15 protein-coding genes are annotated in these 18678 nt (G+C 71.2%); 4 read left to right on the top strand and 11 right to left on the bottom strand.

What is annotated here, in order from left to right:
- Nucleotides 1–34: 34 nt before the first annotated feature.
- The gene (locus AC2DFQ_RS00910) at nucleotides 35–2446 is read right to left on the bottom strand and encodes a heavy metal translocating P-type ATPase (protein WP_484532655.1); all 2412 of its coding nucleotides are present in this window, start codon (nucleotides 2444–2446) and stop codon (nucleotides 35–37) included.
- Nucleotides 2447–2523: 77 nt separating this feature from the next.
- Between AC2DFQ_RS00910 and AC2DFQ_RS00905 the strand changes: the two genes are divergently transcribed.
- Both AC2DFQ_RS00905 and deoC read left to right on the top strand, forming a co-directional pair.
- Nucleotides 2524–3885, top strand: a complete 1362-nt coding sequence (locus AC2DFQ_RS00905) for an MFS transporter (RefSeq protein WP_484532654.1) — start codon at nucleotides 2524–2526, stop codon at nucleotides 3883–3885.
- A gap of 9 nt (nucleotides 3886–3894) precedes the next feature.
- Nucleotides 3895–4611, top strand: coding sequence for a deoxyribose-phosphate aldolase (deoC, locus tag AC2DFQ_RS00900; protein WP_484532653.1), 717 nt, complete (start codon nucleotides 3895–3897; stop codon nucleotides 4609–4611).
- On the opposite strand, the gene AC2DFQ_RS00895 is transcribed toward deoC, so the two are convergent.
- Genes AC2DFQ_RS00895 through AC2DFQ_RS00875 form a run of 5 tightly spaced genes read right to left on the bottom strand, consistent with a single transcriptional unit; the run spans nucleotide 4605 to nucleotide 7993 of the window.
- A complete protein-coding gene (locus AC2DFQ_RS00895) occupies nucleotides 4605–5585 on the bottom strand; it encodes a bifunctional riboflavin kinase/FAD synthetase (protein WP_484509713.1) in 981 nt (326 codons plus the stop codon). The genes deoC and AC2DFQ_RS00895 overlap by 7 nt on opposite strands.
- A complete protein-coding gene (locus tag AC2DFQ_RS00890; RefSeq protein WP_484532652.1) occupies nucleotides 5582–6013 on the bottom strand; it encodes a hypothetical protein in 432 nt (143 codons plus the stop codon). The genes AC2DFQ_RS00895 and AC2DFQ_RS00890 overlap by 4 nt, the downstream gene beginning before the upstream one ends.
- A gap of 44 nt (nucleotides 6014–6057) precedes the next feature.
- Nucleotides 6058–6426 carry a hypothetical protein gene (locus AC2DFQ_RS00885; protein WP_484532651.1) on the bottom strand — a complete coding sequence of 123 codons (369 nt, stop codon included), beginning with the start codon at nucleotides 6424–6426 and terminating at the stop codon, nucleotides 6058–6060.
- A complete protein-coding gene (gene truB, locus AC2DFQ_RS00880) occupies nucleotides 6423–7319 on the bottom strand; it encodes a tRNA pseudouridine(55) synthase TruB (protein WP_484532650.1) in 897 nt (298 codons plus the stop codon). Before truB ends, AC2DFQ_RS00885 begins: the two co-directional genes overlap by 4 nt.
- Nucleotides 7319–7993 (bottom strand): nucleoside/nucleotide kinase family protein, encoded by a 675-nt coding sequence (locus AC2DFQ_RS00875; protein WP_484532649.1) that lies wholly within the window; start codon nucleotides 7991–7993, stop codon nucleotides 7319–7321. The genes truB and AC2DFQ_RS00875 overlap by 1 nt, the downstream gene beginning before the upstream one ends.
- Before the next feature lie 95 nt (nucleotides 7994–8088).
- Here AC2DFQ_RS00875 and AC2DFQ_RS00870 point away from each other — a divergent pair, with 95 nt between their 5' ends.
- Nucleotides 8089–8955, top strand: coding sequence for an HhH-GPD family protein (locus tag AC2DFQ_RS00870; RefSeq protein WP_484532648.1), 867 nt, complete (start codon nucleotides 8089–8091; stop codon nucleotides 8953–8955).
- A gap of 25 nt (nucleotides 8956–8980) precedes the next feature.
- Here AC2DFQ_RS00870 and rbfA read toward each other — a convergent pair whose 3' ends face one another.
- The 5 genes from rbfA to AC2DFQ_RS00845 form a co-directional block, all read right to left on the bottom strand.
- Nucleotides 8981–9508, bottom strand: coding sequence for a 30S ribosome-binding factor RbfA (gene rbfA / locus AC2DFQ_RS00865; RefSeq protein WP_484532647.1), 528 nt, complete (start codon nucleotides 9506–9508; stop codon nucleotides 8981–8983).
- A gap of 222 nt (nucleotides 9509–9730) precedes the next feature.
- The gene (infB, locus tag AC2DFQ_RS00860) at nucleotides 9731–12535 is read right to left on the bottom strand and encodes a translation initiation factor IF-2 (RefSeq protein ID WP_484532646.1); all 2805 of its coding nucleotides are present in this window, start codon (nucleotides 12533–12535) and stop codon (nucleotides 9731–9733) included.
- Between the two features lie 92 nt (nucleotides 12536–12627).
- Nucleotides 12628–12879, bottom strand: coding sequence for a YlxR family protein (locus AC2DFQ_RS00855; protein ID WP_484509721.1), 252 nt, complete (start codon nucleotides 12877–12879; stop codon nucleotides 12628–12630).
- Between the two features lie 30 nt (nucleotides 12880–12909).
- Complete coding sequence (gene nusA, locus AC2DFQ_RS00850; RefSeq protein ID WP_484509722.1) at nucleotides 12910–13896, bottom strand: transcription termination factor NusA; 987 nt, start codon at nucleotides 13894–13896, stop codon at nucleotides 12910–12912.
- Nucleotides 13897–14001: 105 nt separating this feature from the next.
- A complete protein-coding gene (locus tag AC2DFQ_RS00845) occupies nucleotides 14002–15843 on the bottom strand; it encodes a lipase family protein (RefSeq protein WP_484532645.1) in 1842 nt (613 codons plus the stop codon).
- 242 nt (nucleotides 15844–16085) lie between these two features.
- Here AC2DFQ_RS00845 and AC2DFQ_RS00840 point away from each other — a divergent pair, with 242 nt between their 5' ends.
- Entirely contained in the window at nucleotides 16086–18665 is a 2580-nt protein-coding gene (locus AC2DFQ_RS00840; protein WP_484532644.1) for a hypothetical protein, read from the top strand.
- The last annotated feature ends 13 nt before the right edge of the window (nucleotides 18666–18678 follow it).

Here is an 18678-nt window from a genome sequence, read left to right as displayed (position 1 = left end):
GACCCTAGCCCGTGGGCGCCGCGGAGATCCGGCGTTAGCGGGCGCGTCGCAGCCGGAGGCTGTTGAGCACCACGAATACGCTCGAGAACGCCATCGCCGCCCCCGCGATCATGGGGTTCAGCAGGCCCAGAGCCGCCAGGGGGAGCGCTGCGACGTTGTACGCGAACGCCCAGAACAGATTCTCCCGGATGACTCGCATGGTTTTCCGGCTGAGGCGGACCGCGGTCAGGATTCCACGCGGGTCGCTGCGGATGAGGGTGACATCGCTCGCGTGCATGGCCGCGTCGGTGCCCCCGCCCATCGCGATGCCCAGGTCTGCCGTGGCAAGGGCCGCCGCGTCGTTGACACCGTCGCCGACCATCGCCACCGTGCGCCCCTCGGCGCGCAGGCGCTCGAGCACCGCGACCTTCTCCTCCGGCGTCGCACCGGCCGACACCGACGCGATGCCCAGCTCGCCCGCGACGGCGGCGGCGACGCGGGGGTTGTCGCCCGTGAGCAACTGCACGTCCAGCCCCGCGTCCCGGAGTCCCCGGACCGTCTCGGCACTTTCTGGACGCAGGGCGTCGGCGACGATGAAGACGGCTCGTGCGCGGAGCGTCCCGGCGTCGTCGGCCCAGCCGGTGACGACGACGGTGCCCCGCTCCTCCCCTTCACGGACCGCGGCATCCAGGTCGGCCGGGAGGTCGGCACCCAGGTCACGGGCGAATCCGACACGCCCCGCGAATGCCGCACGGCCGTCGACCAGACCGGTGACGCCGGCGCCGGCGGCGGAGCGGAAGTCGTCCACGTCCGCATCGGCGGCCGAGGCCGAGGCGACCGCCTGGGCGACGGGATGCTCCGAGCGACGCTCGAGCGCGGCCGCCACGCGGCGCGCCTCGAGGTCGTCGCCGGGCTCGGCGATGACCTCGATCAGGGTCATGCGGCCGGTCGTGAGCGTGCCGGTCTTGTCGAGGACGATCGTGTCGATGCGCTGGGCGGACTCGAGAGCCTCGGGACCCGTGATCAGTACGCCCAGCTGCGCGCCGCGTCCGGTGCCGACGAGGATTGCGATCGGGGTCGCCAGTCCCAGGGCGCAGGGGCACGCGATGATCAGGACGGCTACCGCGGCGGTGAAGCCGGCTGCCGGGGATGCGCCCGCCACCATCCAGCCCACCAGGGTCAGGACGGCCAAGCCGATGACGACGGGGACGAACACCGCCGACACACGATCGGCGAGGCGCTGCACGCGGCTCTTGCCGGTCTGGGCCTGTTCGACCAGGCGCGCGATGTGCGCCAGTCGCGTGTCTTCGCCGACGGAGGTCGCGCGCACGACGAGGCGTCCGTCGACGGCGATGGTGCCACCGGTCACGGTCGCACCGGTGGTCACCTCCGAGGGGACGGATTCTCCGGTGAGCATGCTCTCGTCCACGGCGGCCGAGCCGGCCACGACCACGCCGTCGGCAGCGATCGTGCCGCCGGGGCGGACCACGAACCTGTCCTCCACCCGGAGCTGCTCGACAGGGATACTCGCGCCGCTTTCGAGCTCCACGTCGCGCGCACCGAGGTCGAGCAGGGCGCGCAGCGCCGAACCGGCGCGGCGCTTGGACCGCTGCTCGATGAAGCGCCCGAGCAGCAGGAACACCGTCACGGCCGCGGCGACTTCGAAATACACCAGCGCGGTGGCGTCGTGCACGGGCCCGAACAGGACGACCTCGTGCTGGATGCCGATCCGCCCGGCCGACCCGAAGAACAGCGCCCACACGCTCCAGAGGAAGGCCGCGAACGTTCCGAGCGTGATCAGGGTGTCCATCGTCGCCGCGCCATGGCGGGCGTTGGCGATGGTGGCCCGGTGGAACGGCCAGCCGCCCCACAGCACGATCGGCGCCGTCAGGACGAGCGACACCCACTGCCACCCCGGGAACTGCCACGCAGGGACCATGCCGAGGGCGACGACGGGCAGCGCCAGCGCGAGGGAGACCAGCAGGCGCGTCCGGAGAGTGGCGGTGCCGGGGCGATCTTCCACGTCGTGGTCATGAACCCCTGCAGCCGAGTCGTGACCGGCGTGATCGTGGCCGGCGTGATCGTGGCCGGCCGAGTCGTGACCGGCGTGATCGTGGCCGGCCGAGTCGTGACCCGCGTGATCCTGACCGGCGTGATCGTGGGAATCCCGATCGTGGCCCGCGCCACCCGCGGGCGCCTCGCGGCGGCGAACGGGGGTCCGGGTGCGGACGCGGGCCTCGTAGCCGGCCTCCCGCACCGCCCGCACGAGCCGCGCGCTGTCGACGTCGTCGGGGAAGCTCACGCGCGCCGACTCGGTGGCCAGATTGACCGTCGCCTCCACGCCATCCACTGCCCGCAGCCGCTTCTCCACGCGCGTGACGCAGCTCGCGCAGGTCATCCCCGCGATGTCGAGGGTCGCCTCACGGCGTGCCTCCCCCGCTGCCGCGTGCTCCGTGTGCGTCGACATTCTGCCTCCTGCCTCGACAACAGAATACCCCCCTGGGGTATTTCGAGCCAGTCGGCATCCGGTCGTAGGGTGGTGCCATGACGGAGCCGATGACCCGGGACCAGCGGCTGGTCCTGTGGATCGCCATCCTCGGGTCGTTCGTCTCCTTCCTGGACGGAACCGTCGTCACGGTCGCTCTCCCGGCCATCCAGGAAGACCTGGGCGGGGGGCTCACCACCCAGCAGTGGGTCGTGGACGCCTACCTCGTCACCCTCGGCGCACTCATCCTGGTGGCCGGCTCGCTGAGCGACGTCCTCGGCCGGCTCCGGGTGCTCACCATCGGCCTGATCGGATTCGGTGTCACCTCGATCGCGGTCGCCGCGGCAGCCACCCCCGAGTTCCTCATCGTCGCCCGAGCCCTCCAGGGCGTGGCGGGCGCGCTCCTGGTGCCGAGTTCGCTGGCGCTGATCACGGCGAACTTCCGGGATGCCGCGCAGGCACGCGCGATCGGCATCTGGACGGCTGCGACCACCGGCGCCATGATCGCCGGCCCGGTTCTCGGCGGGCTCTTCGTCGACCTGCTGTCGTGGCGCCTCGTGTTCCTCATCAACGTCGCGCCACTGGCCGTCACCCTCTGGCTCATGGTGCGCCTCGGCCACCGCGATTCCCGCCGCCCCGGCGCCACGGTCGACCTCCTGGGGGCAGCGCTGTGCACCATCGGGCTGGGAGCGAGCGTCTTCGCGCTCATCGAGCAGCCGGCCCTCGGATGGGCCTCGCCCGTGATCTGGGGAACGATGACGGTCGGACTGGCGTCGTTCGCGGGTTTCCTCGTGCGCCAGCGGTTCGCCCGGCAGCCGATGATGCCGCTGAGCCTCTTCCGCGTACGGAACTTCTGGACCGGCAACCTCGCGACCGGGTTCGTGTACGCCGCGCTGTCGCTGAACGGGTTCGTCCTGGGTGTGTACCTCCAGCAGGGCGCCGGCCTCCCCGCGACGCTCGCCGGCCTGGCAACCCTTCCCGTCACCGTCCTGATGATCGCATTCAGCTCTCGCGTCGGCGCCCTCGCCGGGCGGCGGGGATCCCGCGCGTTCATGACGGCCGGGCCGCTGGTCATGGCCGCGGGGGCGCTCCTGCTCCTGAGCGTGTCGGAGGACTTCTCCTACTGGTGGCAGGTACTGCCGAGCGTGCTGATGTTCGGGATCGGGCTCACCCTGACCGTGGCACCTCTCACGGCGACGGTCCTCGGCTCCATCGATGCGAGCCGCTCGGGGATCGCCTCAGCGGTCAACAACGCGGTCTCGCGCGTGGCCGGGCTCATCGTGATAGCCCTGCTGTCCACGATCGTCGGCGGGTCGCTGGACCTCGCGGGGTTCCATCGCGCCGCGATAGTCACAGCGACGCTCCTCGCTGCCGGCGGCGTGGTGTCGTTCCTCGGAATCCGCAATCGGGTCCGCGCCTAGGCTGGAGGCATGTCCCGCATCACCGAACGCGAGCTCGCCGCGACGATCGACCACGCCATCCTCAAGCCCGAACTCACCCGCCCACAGGTCGATGCCGACCTCGACGTCGCTGCCGAGTGGGGGGTGTTCAGCGTCTGCGTACGCCCGTCCGACATCTCGCACGCCGTGCGCCGATTGGATGGGACCGGGGTGGCCGTCGGCACGGTCATCGGGTTTCCGCACGGCACCACATCGACCGCCGCGAAGGTGGCCGAAGTGACCCAGGCCCTCGCCGATGGCGCGAGCGAGGTCGACATGGTCGTGAACATCGGGGGGCTGCGGTCGCGGTTCGACGCGGAGGTCGTGGCCGACATCCAGGCGGTGGCGGATGCGGCGGCCGGACGTGTCACGAAGGTGATCCTGGAGACCTCATACCTCGACGACGAGCAGATCGCCCGTGGCAGTCGGCTGGCCGAGGCCGGCGGCGCGGCGTTCGTGAAGACCTCGACCGGGTTCGGCGGGGGCGGGGCGAGCGTGGAACACGTGCGGCTCATGCGCGCCAGCGTCGGGCCCGACGTGCAGGTGAAGGCGTCCGGGGGCGTGCGGGGCCTCGACACCGCGCTGGCCATGCTCGAGGCGGGGGCGACCCGATTGGGCACCAGCGCGAGCGCGACCATCCTGGGAGAACTGCGGGCCATCGAGACCGGCACGGGTGCGACGGGCGCGCGCGATGACTCGTCCTACTGACCGCTGCGTTCCTGCGACTCGCTGAGGACGCTGCGCACCCGATCGACGTCGTCGGCCATCTGGTCCTTGAGCGCGTCGATGCCCTCGAACGCGACCATTCCGCGGATGCGGGCGACGAACCGCACCTCGACGCGGTGACCGTAGAGGTCCAGGTCGGTCTCGTCGAGGACGTAGGCCTCCACCTGGCGGACGGGCACGTCGCCGAAGGTCGGGTTGACCCCGACGCTGATGGCTGCGGCGTACCGGGTGCCGGGCCGCAGCCCCGCTTGCGACCTCTCATCGATCAGCCAGCCGGCGTACACCCCGTCGGCGGGAACGAAGCCTTCCAGTTCGGGCGACAGGTTGGCAGTGGGATAGCCCAGCTCGCGCCCCCGCTTGAGCCCGTGCACGACCTCGCCCCACACCGACGGCGCGCGTCCCAGGAGTTTCGCCGCCCGCTCGACGTCGCCATGGCCGAGGAGTTCGCGGATCCACGTCGAGGAGACGCGACGATCGTCGTCGATGGCGCGGACGTCGTCGACGACGTCGACGACGAAGCCGTACTCGCGCGCCATCTCGCGGAGGAGGTCGGGGTCACCCGCGCCGCCGCGACCGAAGCGGAAGTCCTGGCCCACGAGTACCGTGCGCACGCCCAGCGCCCGGACCAGCACATGGCGGACGAATTCCTCCGCGGTCAACTCGGCCAGCGCCTCGTCGAAGGTGAGCAGCAGCGTCGCGTCGACGCCGGCGCGCTCGAGGAGGTCGAGCTTCTGGTGCACGCCGATGAGATCGGCCGGGCTCTGCTCGGGTCGTAGCAGTCGCAGCGGGTTGCGATCGAAGGTGACGGCGACCACCCGCGCGCCGGTTGCGGCGTCCACCCGGGCCCGGTCGATCACGGCGCGGTGCCCGGCGTGCACGCCGTCGAACTTGCCGATGGCGACGACCGACGGGCCGAAGCCGGCGGGGATCTCAGCCGGATCGCGGAAGACGATCACGACGCCACCGCCACCGGAGCGGGCGCCGGAGCACGGTGCGCGGCGAGCCACCACAGCCCGAGGAAGGGGAGGATGAGCGGAACGAAGAGGTACCCGTTGCCGTACAGCGACCACACCGTGGGGTCGCGGAAGAGCTCGGGGAGCAGGAGACTGAGGGTTCCCACGACGAGCACGCCGGCGAGTTCGAAGACGATCGCCACCCACGCCACCGCATACCAGGGGCGCCGCCCGGCGAACATGAGCGCCAGGGTCGCGAGGATGTAGACGGCCGCGCTGACCGCCGACAGGGTGTACGCCAGCGGCGCCTCGTCGAAGCGCTCCACGATCTGAACGAACGAGCGGCCGGTGGCCGCGAGCGCCATGACCAGGTAGACGATCACGAGGACCCTGCCGATGCCGGTCATCCGGCGAGGTGTGCGAGTTGCCATGACCTGTCAATCCTAGGCCGCACCACCGGGCTCTCCGGTCGCGCTCACGCCACCTGGATGGTCCAGATCACCTGCATGCGCCACACCATCACGGCGACCGCGAGGGCCGCGACACCGAGGATGACCGTGCTCCAGCGGCTCCGCTCGACCAGCGCCCACGCGACACCCACCGGCGGGAGGAGGGCGGCCGAGACGAGGTACACCCAGAATTCGAGGGGGCTTCCCGTGGGGGGATTACCGGCGAAGGGTGCGACGACGGCCGTGACGATCTGCCCGATGAGCAGAACCTCCACGAGCGCGAGCCCGCCCACGGTGACATCCCCGGGCCGGCGGCCGGCCAGGCCCGCGACCACGGCGATCACGCCGGCCGCGCACGCGACGACGACCTGCACCAGGGTGAACCACAGGATCATGGGCGCGGTTCCTCGGGCATGTTCATGGCGCTCTTCACGTCCGCACCGCGCGGCTCCACGATGCCCACGAGTGCGCCGTCGGGGCCGAGAGCCGCCGCCCGCGGACCGGGCAGGCGGTCGGCGGCGCCGGGGAGGCGTTTGCCGTGGCGAAGGTCGCGGGCCTCGTCGGCGCTCACCGGCATGGAGCCGAGGACCGCCGTGGCCGCCTCGGCCGGCGACAGCATCCGGTCGGGGTCCAGGGACTCCAGGTCGGACGCGTGGGCGAGGAGGAAGGGACCGACCCGTTCACGCCGGAGCGCGGTGAGATGACCGCCGACTCCGAGCGTCGCGCCCAGGTCGCGGGCCAGCGCGCGGATGTAGGTGCCGCTGGAGCAGTCCACGACGACGTCGAGGTCGATGTGATCGGGGGCGCGGCGCACGGCGCGAACCTCGAACCGCGACACCGTCACGGCGCGGGCGGCCAGTTCCACGTCGATGCCGTCACGGGCGAGGTCGTACGCGCGCCTGCCACCCACTTTGATCGCCGACACGCGGCTGGGGACCTGGGAGATCCGACCGGTGAGGGCCGCGATACCGCGCGCGACGGCGGAGTCGTCCACGGCGGCGACGGCGGCAGCATCCGCCCGTGCCAGCGTGGCGCCGTCGGCGTCGTCACTGTCGGTGCTCTCACCGAGCCGGATCGTCGCGGCATAGGTCTTGTCGGCGCCTACGACGAAGGTGAGCAGACGCGTGGCGCCCTCCACGCCCAGCACGAGGAGCCCGGTCGCCATCGGGTCGAGGGTTCCGGCGTGTCCGACCTTCCGCGTCCCCAGTGCCCGCCGGGCTCGCGCGACCACATCGTGACTGGTGATCCCCGCGGGTTTGTCGACGAGGAGGAATCCGCTCGATGCCATCAGCAGAAGTCCCCGAAGATCCGCACGGGTGCGGCGAGGTCGGAGTTCTCCACGGTCGCCGACGCTGCTCTTCGCGGATCGGCCTCACGTAGATACAGTTCCTGGCCCCTCCGGTAGGGGGCGTTCGCGGGGGCCTCCGGGTCGGGGTCGCTCCCATCGCGCAGCGCCATCCGGGCGAAGGCCACCGGGAAGGGCACCTCGAGCCACACCGACCAGTCCCACAGTCCGCGCAGCTCGGGGCGGTGCAGGAAGACACCGTCGATGATCAGGACGGCGTCGCGGGGGGCGGTGACCCACTCCGATTCCACCGGGATGTCGCGGGCGACGTCGAACGCCGACAGCTGGAAGCCGGTGCTGCCACCGGTGCGGAACGGGTCGATGAGGACGCGGCGGAAGGTCGCACAATCGAAGGAGTCTCGGTAGTACCCCTCGGGCGAGGTGCGACCGCGTGCGTACCGGTCGCTGCGCGGACGGTGGAATCCGTCGATGGACGCGCGGAAGACCGCTCCCCCGTCTTCGGCGAACACCTCGGCGAGAGAATCTGCGAGGACGGTCTTGCCCGCACCGTCGACCCCGTCCACGGCGACGATGACCCGCCCGGCAGGATAGTGCTGACGCACCTCATCGCGTAGTCCGCGCAGGAGGGCGATCGCCGGGGTGGTGGGAAGCCGCACCCTCCCAGCGTACGGGGCCGCTCCGCAGGTGAGCGCCGCGCATCGGCGCCGGCGCACGCCGCACCCGGGGTCTCACCGCGACCTAGGCTGATCGGGTGCAGGATCTCACCGCCCCGCTCGCCCGTTGGTACGCGGGCGCGGCGCGTGACCTGCCGTGGCGACGGCCGGGATTCGGACCGTGGGGCACGTTGGTGAGCGAGTTCATGCTGCAGCAGACACCCGTGGCCCGCGTCATCCCGCAGCTGGACGCCTGGCTGACACGATGGCCGACGCCCAGCGCACTTGCCGAGGACCCGCCGGCCGAGGCGGTGCGCCAGTGGGCGAACCTGGGGTATCCCCGCCGCGCGCTGTGGTTGCACCGAGCGGCGGTGGAGATCCGCGACCGCCACGACGGGATCGTGCCCCGCGACGTCGACACGCTCCTGGCTCTTTCGGGCATCGGGGACTACACCGCGCGGGCCGTGGCGGTCTTCGCCTATGGCGACCGGCATCCGGTCGTCGACACCAACACGCGCCGCGTGCTCGCGCGGGCTCTGGACGGCCGCGCTCAGCCCGGCCCGCCCTCGCGCCGGGACCTCGCCCGCATGAGCGGGCTGCTGCCCGACGACGTCGCCGAATCGGCGGTCGTCAACGCAGCGGCGATGGAGCTCGGAGCCACGATCTGCACGGCACGGTCTCCGCGCTGCGATGCCTGCCCGATCGCGCCGGCCTGCGCGTGGCGCGCAGCCGGCTACCCGCCTTCCGAAGATCGACGGCGCCGGCAGGCCCGCTACGAGGGCAGCGACCGACACGCGCGCGGCGCGGTGCTCAAGTCGCTGCGGGATGCGGCGCCGTCGCCGCTCCGCCTCGACAACGTGCTCAGGGAGTGGCCCGACGCGCAGCAGCGCGACCGGGCGATCGACTCGCTCATCGCGGACGGGCTCGCGGAGGCCTCAGAAGACCTCCTGCGCCTCCCCCGGTGACGACCGGGAAGCCCCGGCCCTCCGGTCAGCGGTGGTCGTCGACCGCCGCCGCTTCGTCGCCCGCGCCGGTGTCGTCCGCCTCGGCGTCGTCATCGGACTCGTCGTCCTCATCCGCCTCGTCCGGGTCTGACGCCTGATCCTTGGGCTTGACGTACGGGTCGGCGTCCCCGGCGTAGTTGCCGCTGGCAGCCAGGGCCGCGACGGCCTCGTCCCGCTCGCGGGCCTCGCGGAGGAGGGCAGCGATGTGGTCGGCGTTCTCGGGGATGGCGTCGAGGAAGAACTCCAGCGAGGGCGTCAGCCGGGTGTTGAGATGCTTGCCCACCTCGGAGCGCAGCATCCCCGTCGCGGACTTCAGGGCTGCGGCCGTGTCGGCGCGCAACGCCTCATCGCCCATCACGGTGTAGAACACGGAGGCGTGCTGGAGGTCGCCCGTCACCTTGACGTCGGTGATGGTGACGAAGCCGAGGCGCGGGTCGCGCAGCCCCTTCTCGAGCCGCTCGGCGAGCACCACGCGGATGCGGTCGGCGACTCGTGCCTGTCGTTCGGATGCCATGTCTTCTACTCTCTCTCGCACCGTGATGGTGTTTCGTGCCACGTTCGCTGTGGGTGATTTCTGCGCCCGGCGAGGACTCGGATGTTCCGCCGGAGCGATCGGGGTAGGGGCCCCTCTCTCGCGGAGGCGGGACATCCGATCCTCAACTCCGGAGCAGTGGCCGAACCCGGCCCGGTCGGAAACCGAAGAGGCCCCGAGCCGCAGCCCGGGGCCTCTCTGGAATCAGCCTCGCGGCTTCTCGATCATTTCGGTCGTCTCGATCTCGTCACCGATCTGGATGTCGTTGAACCTACCGAGTCCGATGCCGGCCTCGAAGTCCGTGCGCACCTCGGTGACGTCGTCCTTGAACCGGCGCAGCGACTCGATGGCCAGGCCATCGGCGATCACGACACCGTCGCGGATGACACGCGCCTTGGCGTTTCGCGTGATCGTTCCCGACCGCACGATGACACCGGCGATGTTGCCGAACTTCGAGGAGCGGAACACCTCGCGGATCTCGGCGACACCCGACTGCACCTCTTCGAACTCCGGCTTGAGCAGGCCCTTGAGCGACTGCTCGACGTCGTCGATCGCGTTGTAGATGACCGAGTAGAACCGGACGTCCACACCCTCGCGGGCGGCACGCTCGCGCGCCTTCGTGTCGGGGCGGACGTTGAACCCGATCACGATCGCGTTATCGATCGTGGCGAGGTTGATGTCCGACTCCGTGATCGCACCGACGCCGCGGTGGATGATCCGCAGCTGCACGCTGTCGTCGACCTCGATCTTGAGGAGCGACTCCTCCAGCGCCTCGACGGCACCGGACACGTCGCCCTTGATGATGAGGTTGAGAGATTCGACCTTGCCCTCTTCGAGAGCGCGGGTGAAGTCCTCGAGCGAGATGCGCTTGCGCGCCTTGGCCAGAGCGGCGTTGCGCTCGGCGGCCTCACGCTTCTCAGCGATCTGACGGGCCAGGCGGTCTTCCTCGGTCACGATGAACGTGTCGCCGGCACGCGGCACCGAGTTCAGACCCTGCACCTGCACGGGGCGCGACGGGGCGGCTTCGAGCACGGCATCGCCGTTCTCGTCGGTCATCGCACGGACGCGGCCATAGGCCGTGCCGGCGACGATCGCATCGCCGACGTGCAGCGTTCCGGACTGGATGAGCACCGTCGCCACCGAACCGCGACCCTTGTCGAGCTTCGCTTCGATCGCCACTCCACGGGCTGCCTTGTTCGGGTTGGCCGTGAGGTCGAGTCCGGCGTCGGCGGTCAGCAGCACCGCATCCAGAAGTTCCTGGATACCGATGTTGTTACGCGCCGACACGTCGACGAACATCACGTCGCCGCCGTACTCCTCGGCGACGAGACCGTATTCGGTCAGCTGCTGGCGCACCTTGGCGGGGTTCGCGTCGTCCTTGTCGATCTTGTTCACCGCGACCACGATCGGAACGTTCGCCGCCTGGGCGTGGTTGAGAGCCTCGACCGTCTGCGGCATGATGCCGTCGTCGGCCGCGACGACCAGGATCGCGAGGTCGGTCACCTGCGCACCACGGGCACGCATGGCGGTGAACGCCTCGTGACCCGGTGTGTCGATGAAGGTGATCGCGCGCTCGATGCCTTCGTGCTCGGTCCAGACCTGGTACGCACCGATGTGCTGCGTGATGCCGCCGGCCTCGCCCGCGACCACGTTGGTCTGGCGGATGGCGTCGAGCAGTCGGGTCTTACCGTGGTCGACGTGACCCATGACGGTCACGACCGGCGGGCGGATCTCGAGGTCGTCTTCGCTCTCGGCCTCGAGTTCTGCGGCGAGGTCGAGACCGAAGCCCTCCAGGAGCTCCTTGTCCTCGTCCTCGGGCGAGACCATCTGGATGTGGTAACCCAGCTCCCCGCCGAGCACCTCGAAGGTGGCCTCATCCAGCGACTCGGTGGCTGTGGCCATCTCACCCAGGTTGAACAGGATGGTGACGAGCGTGCCGGGCTGAACCGTGTAGCCGGTCAGCGCCTCGATCTTGTCGGCGAAGTCCGAGATCGATGCGCCACGGCGCATGCGGATGATCTCGCCGTTGCCCTTGGTGACGTTGACGCCGCCGACGACAGGCGCCGACCGCATCTCGAACTCTTGCCGCTTCGCCCGACGCGACTTGCGCTGCTTGGACTTGCCGCCGCCCTTACCGAACGCACCAGCGGTACCACCGCCGGGACCACGGCCGCGGCCACCGCCGCCACCGGGACGACCGGCGAATCCGCCACCGCCGGCGGGACGACCAGCGAAACCGCCGCCTGCACCGCCACCGGCGCCGCCCGGACGACCGGGACCGCCGGGACGCTGCTGGAAGGGAGCGCCGGGACGGCCGGCGCCACCGGGACGACCCGCACCACCGGGGCGCGGAGCACCGGGACGAGGCGCGCCGGGACGCGGAGCCTGCGGACGCGGGATGTTGCCGGGCGACGGGCGCTGGCCCATGCCCTGCTGAGAGGAGAAGGGGTTGTTACCCGGACGCGGACCGGTGGGACGCTGGCCCATGCCCTGCGCCGACGAGAACGGGTTGTTACCCGGACGCGGAGCGCCGCCGGGACGCGGCGGCTGAGGTGCCGCCGGACCGGGCCGGGGTCCACCAGAGGGTGCAGCGGCGGGAGCGGGCGCAGCCGACTCCGGCGTCGGAGCTGCGGGTGCGGATGCCGCCGGTGTGGCGGGCGCGGCCGGAGCCGCGGGGGCTGCCGGAGCAGGGGCTGCCGGAGCGGGCGTCGCCGCAGCGGGCGCTGCCGGTGCCGGTGCGCTGGGAACGGGTGCCGAGGGGCGCGCGGGTGCGGCCGGGCGGGACGGCCCGGGCTTGCCCGCGGAGCGCGCCGGGCCACCGGGTGCGGCAGCGGCAGCCGGCGCGACGCCGTCCGCCGAGAGCGCGGCCCGGAGCTTGCGGGCCACCGGGGGCTCGATGGTGGATGAAGGGCTCTTGACGAATTCGCCGAGCTCCTTCAGCTTCGCGAGGGCGACTTTACTGTCGACGCCGAGCTCGGAAGCAATTTCGTGTACGCGTGGTTTTGCCACAATTCTCCTGTCGGGGGCCTACCCCGGACAGGGCAGACCGTTACGTGCGGACGGGTCTCATTTCGAGCCGTTCACTTTGTGTCCATAGCCGTTCAGCCGTTTCGCTGGAGGGTCATTTCGAAGGTCTGCGTGTCGAGAGGGCCCGACACACGTAATGCGCGGACGAAGGCGCGGCGCCGCAAGGCGTTATCCACGCACGCATCCGTCTGATGCACCCACGCGCCCCGCCCCGGCATCGCCGCCCGGTCGTCGCGAACGAGGACCGAATCGACGGCCACGACCCGAAGGAGCGTGGACCGGGGTGCGCGCGTGCGACAACCGACGCACGTTCGTACCTGATCCATTCTACACCTCGGGCCTGTGGCCTCGATCCGTCAGTCCTCGAGGATGCTGTCGGGCTGAATATCGATCTTCGCGCCGGTCAGCTTGGCGGCGAGTCGCGCGTTCTGGCCCTCCTTGCCGATGGCGAGGGACAGCTGATAGTCGGGCACGAGCGCACGGACGGCCTTCGTGGCGGGGTCCAGGACGAAGCTGGACGTCACCTTCGCCGGCGACAGCGCGTTGGCGACGAACGGCGCGAGTTCGGGGTCGTAGTCGACGATGTCGATCTTCTCCCCACCGAGCTCCTCGGTGACCGCACGGACGCGGCGACCCAGTTCGCCGATGCACGCACCCTTGGCGTTGATGGTCGGGTCGTTGGCCTTGACGGCCAGCTTCGTACGATGCCCCGCCTCCCGCGCCAGGGCGACGATCTCGACCAGGCCGGAGGCGATCTCGGGCACCTCGAGCGCGAAGAGCTTGCGCACCAGGCCCGGGTGCGTGCGTGAGACCGTGATCGACGGTCCCTTCGTCCCGCGCGAGACTGAGGTGACGTACACGCGCAGCCGCGAGCCGTGCGCGTAGGTCTCCCCCGGCACCTGCTCCTCGGGGGGCAGGATCGCCTCGACGGTTCCGAGGTCGACGTGCACCATGCGCGGGTTCGGGCCCTGCTGGACGACGCCGGCGACGATGTCGCCCTCCTTGCCGCGGAACTCACCCAGCACGGCGTCGTCGGCGATATCGCGCAGACGCTGGCTGATGACCTGCTTGGCAGCGAACGCGGCGATCCGGCCGAAGTCCTCGGGGGTCTGCTCCTCCTCGCCGATGACGGCGCCCTCTTCGTCGATGACCGGGGTGAAGACCCCGACGTGGCCGGTCTTGCGGTCCACTTCCGCCCTGGCGCCCTCGGGCACGGCTCCGGTGGGCGAGGTGTGCTTGCCGTACGCGGTGAGGATGGCCTGTTCGATGATGCGCGCAAGCTCGTCGAAGGGGATCTCCTTCTCACGCTCGATCGTCTTCAGCAGTCCAAGATCGATGTCCACCGTGGGGCCCTCCGTTATTCAGCTCTCGTCGGTGCGAGAACGCGCCGACAACCCCACAACGTTACCGGATGCAGTCGCCCGGCGCCTGCGAGAGCGCTGTGCCGCTCACCTCCGGCCGCAGTCATCCAGCAGTTGCGGAGAGCGCTCGAAGAGTCCCTCGGTCCACTGGAAGAGGACCGGGAGGAACCGCGACCCAGGAAGGATCGGGCGAAGGTGGGTGTAGTCGCGGTAGGCGCGCCAGCGCACCTGCTGACCCTGCTCGCACAGCCCGCTCACGTAGCGCTCCTGGAGGCTGGTCGGGATGACCTCATCCTCCTGGCCCCACGCGACGAGGATGGGCGAGCCGGTGGGCCCGGTGACGGCGTTCTCCGCCAGGCGCCGTCCGAGGGCCCCGGCGGTGAGGTCCGCGGTGTACAGCGGCCGGTCCTCGGACACGCCGAGGGCAGCCAGCACGGAGACGACCACGCCGGGCTCGGTGGGGCACCGCTGCGTCATCTCGCGCACGATGGCGCGCGCGCCGGCGGCGACGTAATCATCCAGGTGCACATCGGCATACGTCTCGGCGTAGGGCACCAGGACCCAGGAGATGAGCACCGACAGGATCGCGTTCGCGTCCGACCGCAGCAGCTCGTCCGCCAGCGCCGCGGGATCCGCCACCGGCGCGATCGCGGCGGTTCCCAGCACATCGACACCGGGGGTGTACTCCGGGGCCAGCTGGGTGGTCCACAGCGCCGCGTGCCCGCCTTGCGAATGGCCCCACACCACGGTGTCGGGAGAGAGGGTGAGATCGGGCAGCTCACCGGCTGCCAGCACGGCATCCAGGGACGATCTCCCCTCCCCCTTGCCGATCAGGTAGGGGAAGGCGCCGGGTGCGCCCTGTCCGGAGTAGTCCGAGGCGACGACCACCCAGCCGGCGGCGAGCGCCTCCTCCAGCGCGGGGATGGACCAGCGCGTGGCCGACGCATCGCGCAGACTCGGCGCGCATCCCTGCGCGACCCCCGTCGTGCCGTGGTTCCACACGATGACGGGGCGCGGACCCGGCGGCGGATCGTTCGGCACGATCACGAGGCCGCTGGCCACCGCCGGCCGGCTGACCGCGTCGCGCGTCGTGTACAGGATGCGGCTGACTTCCCCGCCCTGCGGCGCCCGCCCGAGATAGTCGTCCCAGCGGATGAGTCGTCCGTGCCCGGGCGGGAGCCGGTCGGGCGGGTCGTAGAAGGCGTCGACGACCGGTGCACCCTCGGCGAGCCAGTCGTCGAGCCACCACCCCCCGGTCGCCGAGGCGACGAGAAGGACAGCCAGCGCATACCGGCCCGCCGCGGCCCACGCTTCCGCGCGACGCACGCGACGGCGATCCGGCGGGACGACCGGCTCCGGGCGCCGTTCACGACCGGCCGCGCGTATGCCGCGTACGGCCCGGACGATCAAGGTCACCCCGAAGGCCACCGTGCGCACGCCGAAGACGAGCGCGACGACCAGCACGGTCACATCGGGCCAGGTGAGCGAGAGCACCCCGAAGGCGATCTGGGCGGCGCCGGAGGCGGCGGCCAGCACCCGCTGACTCGCGCGGCCACGTGCCACCGCATCCCCCACCGACGCCAGTCCGCCCACGATGAGGAAGACCGCGAGCACCGACGGCAGCAGATCCAGGCTCCGCCCGAGCCAGATCAGCACGAGCACACCCCCCGCGATCCAGGCGAGGGCGAACGGCCGCGTCCACCACCGGGGCGAGCGATGGCGGGAGAACAGCTCGACCAGCCCTGTCGCGATCGCGCTCAGGGCGACATAGATCCCCAGCAGCACGAGCGAGGTGAGCGGTCGCGTCACGATGAGTACGCCGAGCGCCACGAGGGCGATGCCGACCACGAGCAGGACGCGAGCGGGGGCGCGTCCGAGGAGAGCGGGCAGAGCGCTCCAGCGCGCGGACAGGCGCCGAGTGGTGGGCATCCGCCCCATGATAATCGGGCACCCTGCCGGGCGCCCGCCGCTGGTCAGCCCACATCGCCGGTCGCGGCCCGTCCGGACCCCGGTGTCAGCCCGCCATCGGGTCGGCGGAGGTGCGCAGCGGTGACGTTTGCTCACGTGGACACCCGGGCGTCGCCTCGGCGACACGCGGCGGACACCCGGCCGCTCCACTCTCGGTCGAGTGCGCGCACCGGGCGCGCACTCGCCAGAACAGGAGTTGCCGCGTGCCCCCACGCTCTCCCCTCGCCCCTCGTCGGTACCGCCGTGCGGTCGGCGGATGGGTGGCCGCCGCCATCGCGGCCGCTGCCGTCCTTTCCGCGGGCCCGGCCGCGTCGGCGGGCACCGCGCCACCCGATGAGGACCTCGCGTCGCGGTTCACCCTCGCGGTACTGCCCGACACCCAGTTCTATTCGCGTTATTCGTCCGACCAGTTCGTTCCTCGATACGGCACGGACCCGTTCGCGGTGCAGACGGAGTGGCTGGCGGAGCACTCAGCGCAGCTGCGGATCCCTTTCGCCGCGCACCTCGGCGACGTCGTCGACCGGGCGGGCACGGCAGCTGAGTGGGAGGCCGCCGACCGGGCGATGCGCACGCTCGACCAGTCTCCGCTGTCGTACTCGATCCTGCCCGGCAACCACGACGTGCTCGACGAGGGCGTGGAGGACACGCAGCTCGACCCGGCCCACGAGCCGTTCCTGCGGTGGTTCGGCCCCGACCGCCGTGCGGCCCGGAGCACGTACCAGGGGTCGGATGCCACCGGCATGAGCCAGTACCACCTGTTCGAGGCGGAGGGTCAGCAGTTCCTGGTCCTCGCGGTGGCGTGGCGGGCCTCGGACGCGACGCTCGCGTGGGCGCAGGGCGTGATCGATGCGCACCCGGCGGTGCCGGTCATCCTCACCACCCACGCCCTGGTGAACGTCGCGACCGACCAGTCGACGCCGCTGGAGACCGAGGAGAGCCAGCGGATGTGGGATCGGCTCATCCGGGGCAACGATCAGGTCTTTCTGACGCTCAACGGCCACTTCCACGGGGCGACGCGCCTTACCAAGACGAACGACTTCGGCCACGAGGTCACCCAGGTGCTCATGGACTATCAGATGGCCTACGAGGGCGGAAACGGCTACCTCGGCCTCTTCGAGTTCGACCTCACGAACAACCGAATCGGGCTCCTGACCGCTTCGCCGTGGGTCGTGTCCAAGCCGCGGGAGGTCCTCACCGCCTACGACCAGCCCCTCCTGGAGGGTCCGCACCAGCAGTACACCATCGACATCGACTTCGCCGAGCGGTTCGCGGGGTTCGACCCGACGTTCGCCGCGGGCACTCCCGATGAGCCGCCCCTCCTGACCACCGCGCGCGAATTGCTGCTCGAGGGCTTCGACGGCCCCGACCCGGTCACGACCGAACAGCCGGGGAACGAACTCGACTTCGCCCAGGCGGAAGGCACCCTCGCGCACTGGCGGTTCAACGGGCTCGAGGGCGTCGTGGATGCCGACACCGTGGTGGAGGACATCGCCGGCGACAACGACCTGACCCGGGCCGACCCGGCCGCCACCGGAGCCGTCGGCGCCGTGTGGGAGGACGTCACCATCGAGACCGACGACGTCCACGGGTTCTCCTCCGACGGCGCCGCGGCGTGCTTCGACAACTCCTCGGGCTCGCGATTCAACTACCTCACGACGGCCCCCGACGCACCGATCAACGACGCCGACCTCACCCGCGGCTACACGATCGAGACCTTCGTGAAGATGGATGCCGACTGGGATGCCGCCGCCAACGCGTGGTCGAAGTTCGTCACCCGCACGGGAAACCGGTCGGAGGTGCCCGGTGTGCCGTGGTCGCAGTGGGACTTCACCGCCTCCCCCACGGCGGTGGGCATCTCGAACCTGCGCGAGTTCCAGTTCACCAGCATCCCCGCCGCCACCAGCGACGCGTCGGCCACGCCGCTGAGCGACAGGACGAACTGGTCGGGCGAGATCATGGTGGACTCGTGGGCGCACGTCGCCGTCGTCAACGACCCGGAGGCTCGGACGACCACGATGTACGTGGACGGGGCGCCGGTGCTGCGCAACGCCACCGACACCGTGGGGATGGCCCACCAGGACGGGATGGCGTGGATCCTCGGCGCGGACTGGGTCGATGACGCAGCCCGCAACGGGTGGCACGGCTGCATCGGTGAGACCCGGATCATCGACCGCCCCACGACGGCGGACGAGTGGCTGACGGAGCGCGCCGACCTCAGCGGGTTCGCGGTCACCACGGCGCCCGCGGGGACCCTCGCGGCCGACGTCGCGTCCGTCCGGCTCGCCGGCGTCGGCTTCCCCGGCGCCGAGGTGCGTCTTGCACCGGCTCAGGACGCCCCCGGCGTCGCCATGGCAGCCGCTGCCGACCTGGGCGGGGCGACGACGACGGTGGCGGGCGACGGCACCTGGGAGATCGAGGTGACCGCAGGCCTCAGCCCCGGTCAGCATGCCCTGGTGTTGGCGCAGTCCCTCGGCGAGCGCTCGTCCGATCCGGTGCCGGTGTCGTTCGCGATCGCTGCGGCCGCCGTACCCGGGGCGTCACCGACGGCGCCGGGGCCGCCCGCTTCCGCCGCGCCGATCACCGCTCCGGCCACGGGTGACCGCGCGTCCGCCGGTGACCGCGCGTCCGCCGGTGACCGCGCGTCCGCCGGTGACCTCGCATCCACCGGCGGCGACGGTGCCCTGGCGCTTGCCGCGGCCGCGGTGGGGGCGCTTCTGGTCGCCGTCGGCGGTGTTCTCGCGGCGGCGCGCATCCGGCGGAGGCCCGCGGTGACCCGGTCCTGACCCGGGTTAACCG

It is taken from the genome of Microbacterium sp. Z11_20, assembly GCF_057197605.1.
Note: the sequence above shows the minus strand (reverse complement) of the source record. Positions and strands in the feature narration are given on the sequence as shown.

What these genes read in the sequence shown, in the direction of transcription:
- AC2DFQ_RS00910 (WP_484532655.1), bottom strand. Translation starts at nt 2,446, where the DNA reads ATGTCGACGCACACGGAGCACGCGGCAGCGGGGGAGGCACGCCGTGAG.
- AC2DFQ_RS00905 (WP_484532654.1), top strand. Translation starts at nt 2,524, where the DNA reads ATGACGGAGCCGATGACCCGGGACCAGCGGCTGGTCCTGTGGATCGCC.
- deoC (WP_484532653.1), top strand. Translation starts at nt 3,895, where the DNA reads ATGTCCCGCATCACCGAACGCGAGCTCGCCGCGACGATCGACCACGCC.
- AC2DFQ_RS00890 (WP_484532652.1), bottom strand. Translation starts at nt 6,013, where the DNA reads ATGGCAACTCGCACACCTCGCCGGATGACCGGCATCGGCAGGGTCCTC.
- AC2DFQ_RS00885 (WP_484532651.1), bottom strand. Translation starts at nt 6,426, where the DNA reads ATGATCCTGTGGTTCACCCTGGTGCAGGTCGTCGTCGCGTGCGCGGCC.
- truB (WP_484532650.1), bottom strand. Translation starts at nt 7,319, where the DNA reads ATGGCATCGAGCGGATTCCTCCTCGTCGACAAACCCGCGGGGATCACC.
- rbfA (WP_484532647.1), bottom strand. Translation starts at nt 9,508, where the DNA reads ATGGCATCCGAACGACAGGCACGAGTCGCCGACCGCATCCGCGTGGTG.
- AC2DFQ_RS00855 (WP_484509721.1), bottom strand. Translation starts at nt 12,879, where the DNA reads ATGGATCAGGTACGAACGTGCGTCGGTTGTCGCACGCGCGCACCCCGG.
- AC2DFQ_RS00845 (WP_484532645.1), bottom strand. Translation starts at nt 15,843, where the DNA reads ATGCCCACCACTCGGCGCCTGTCCGCGCGCTGGAGCGCTCTGCCCGCT.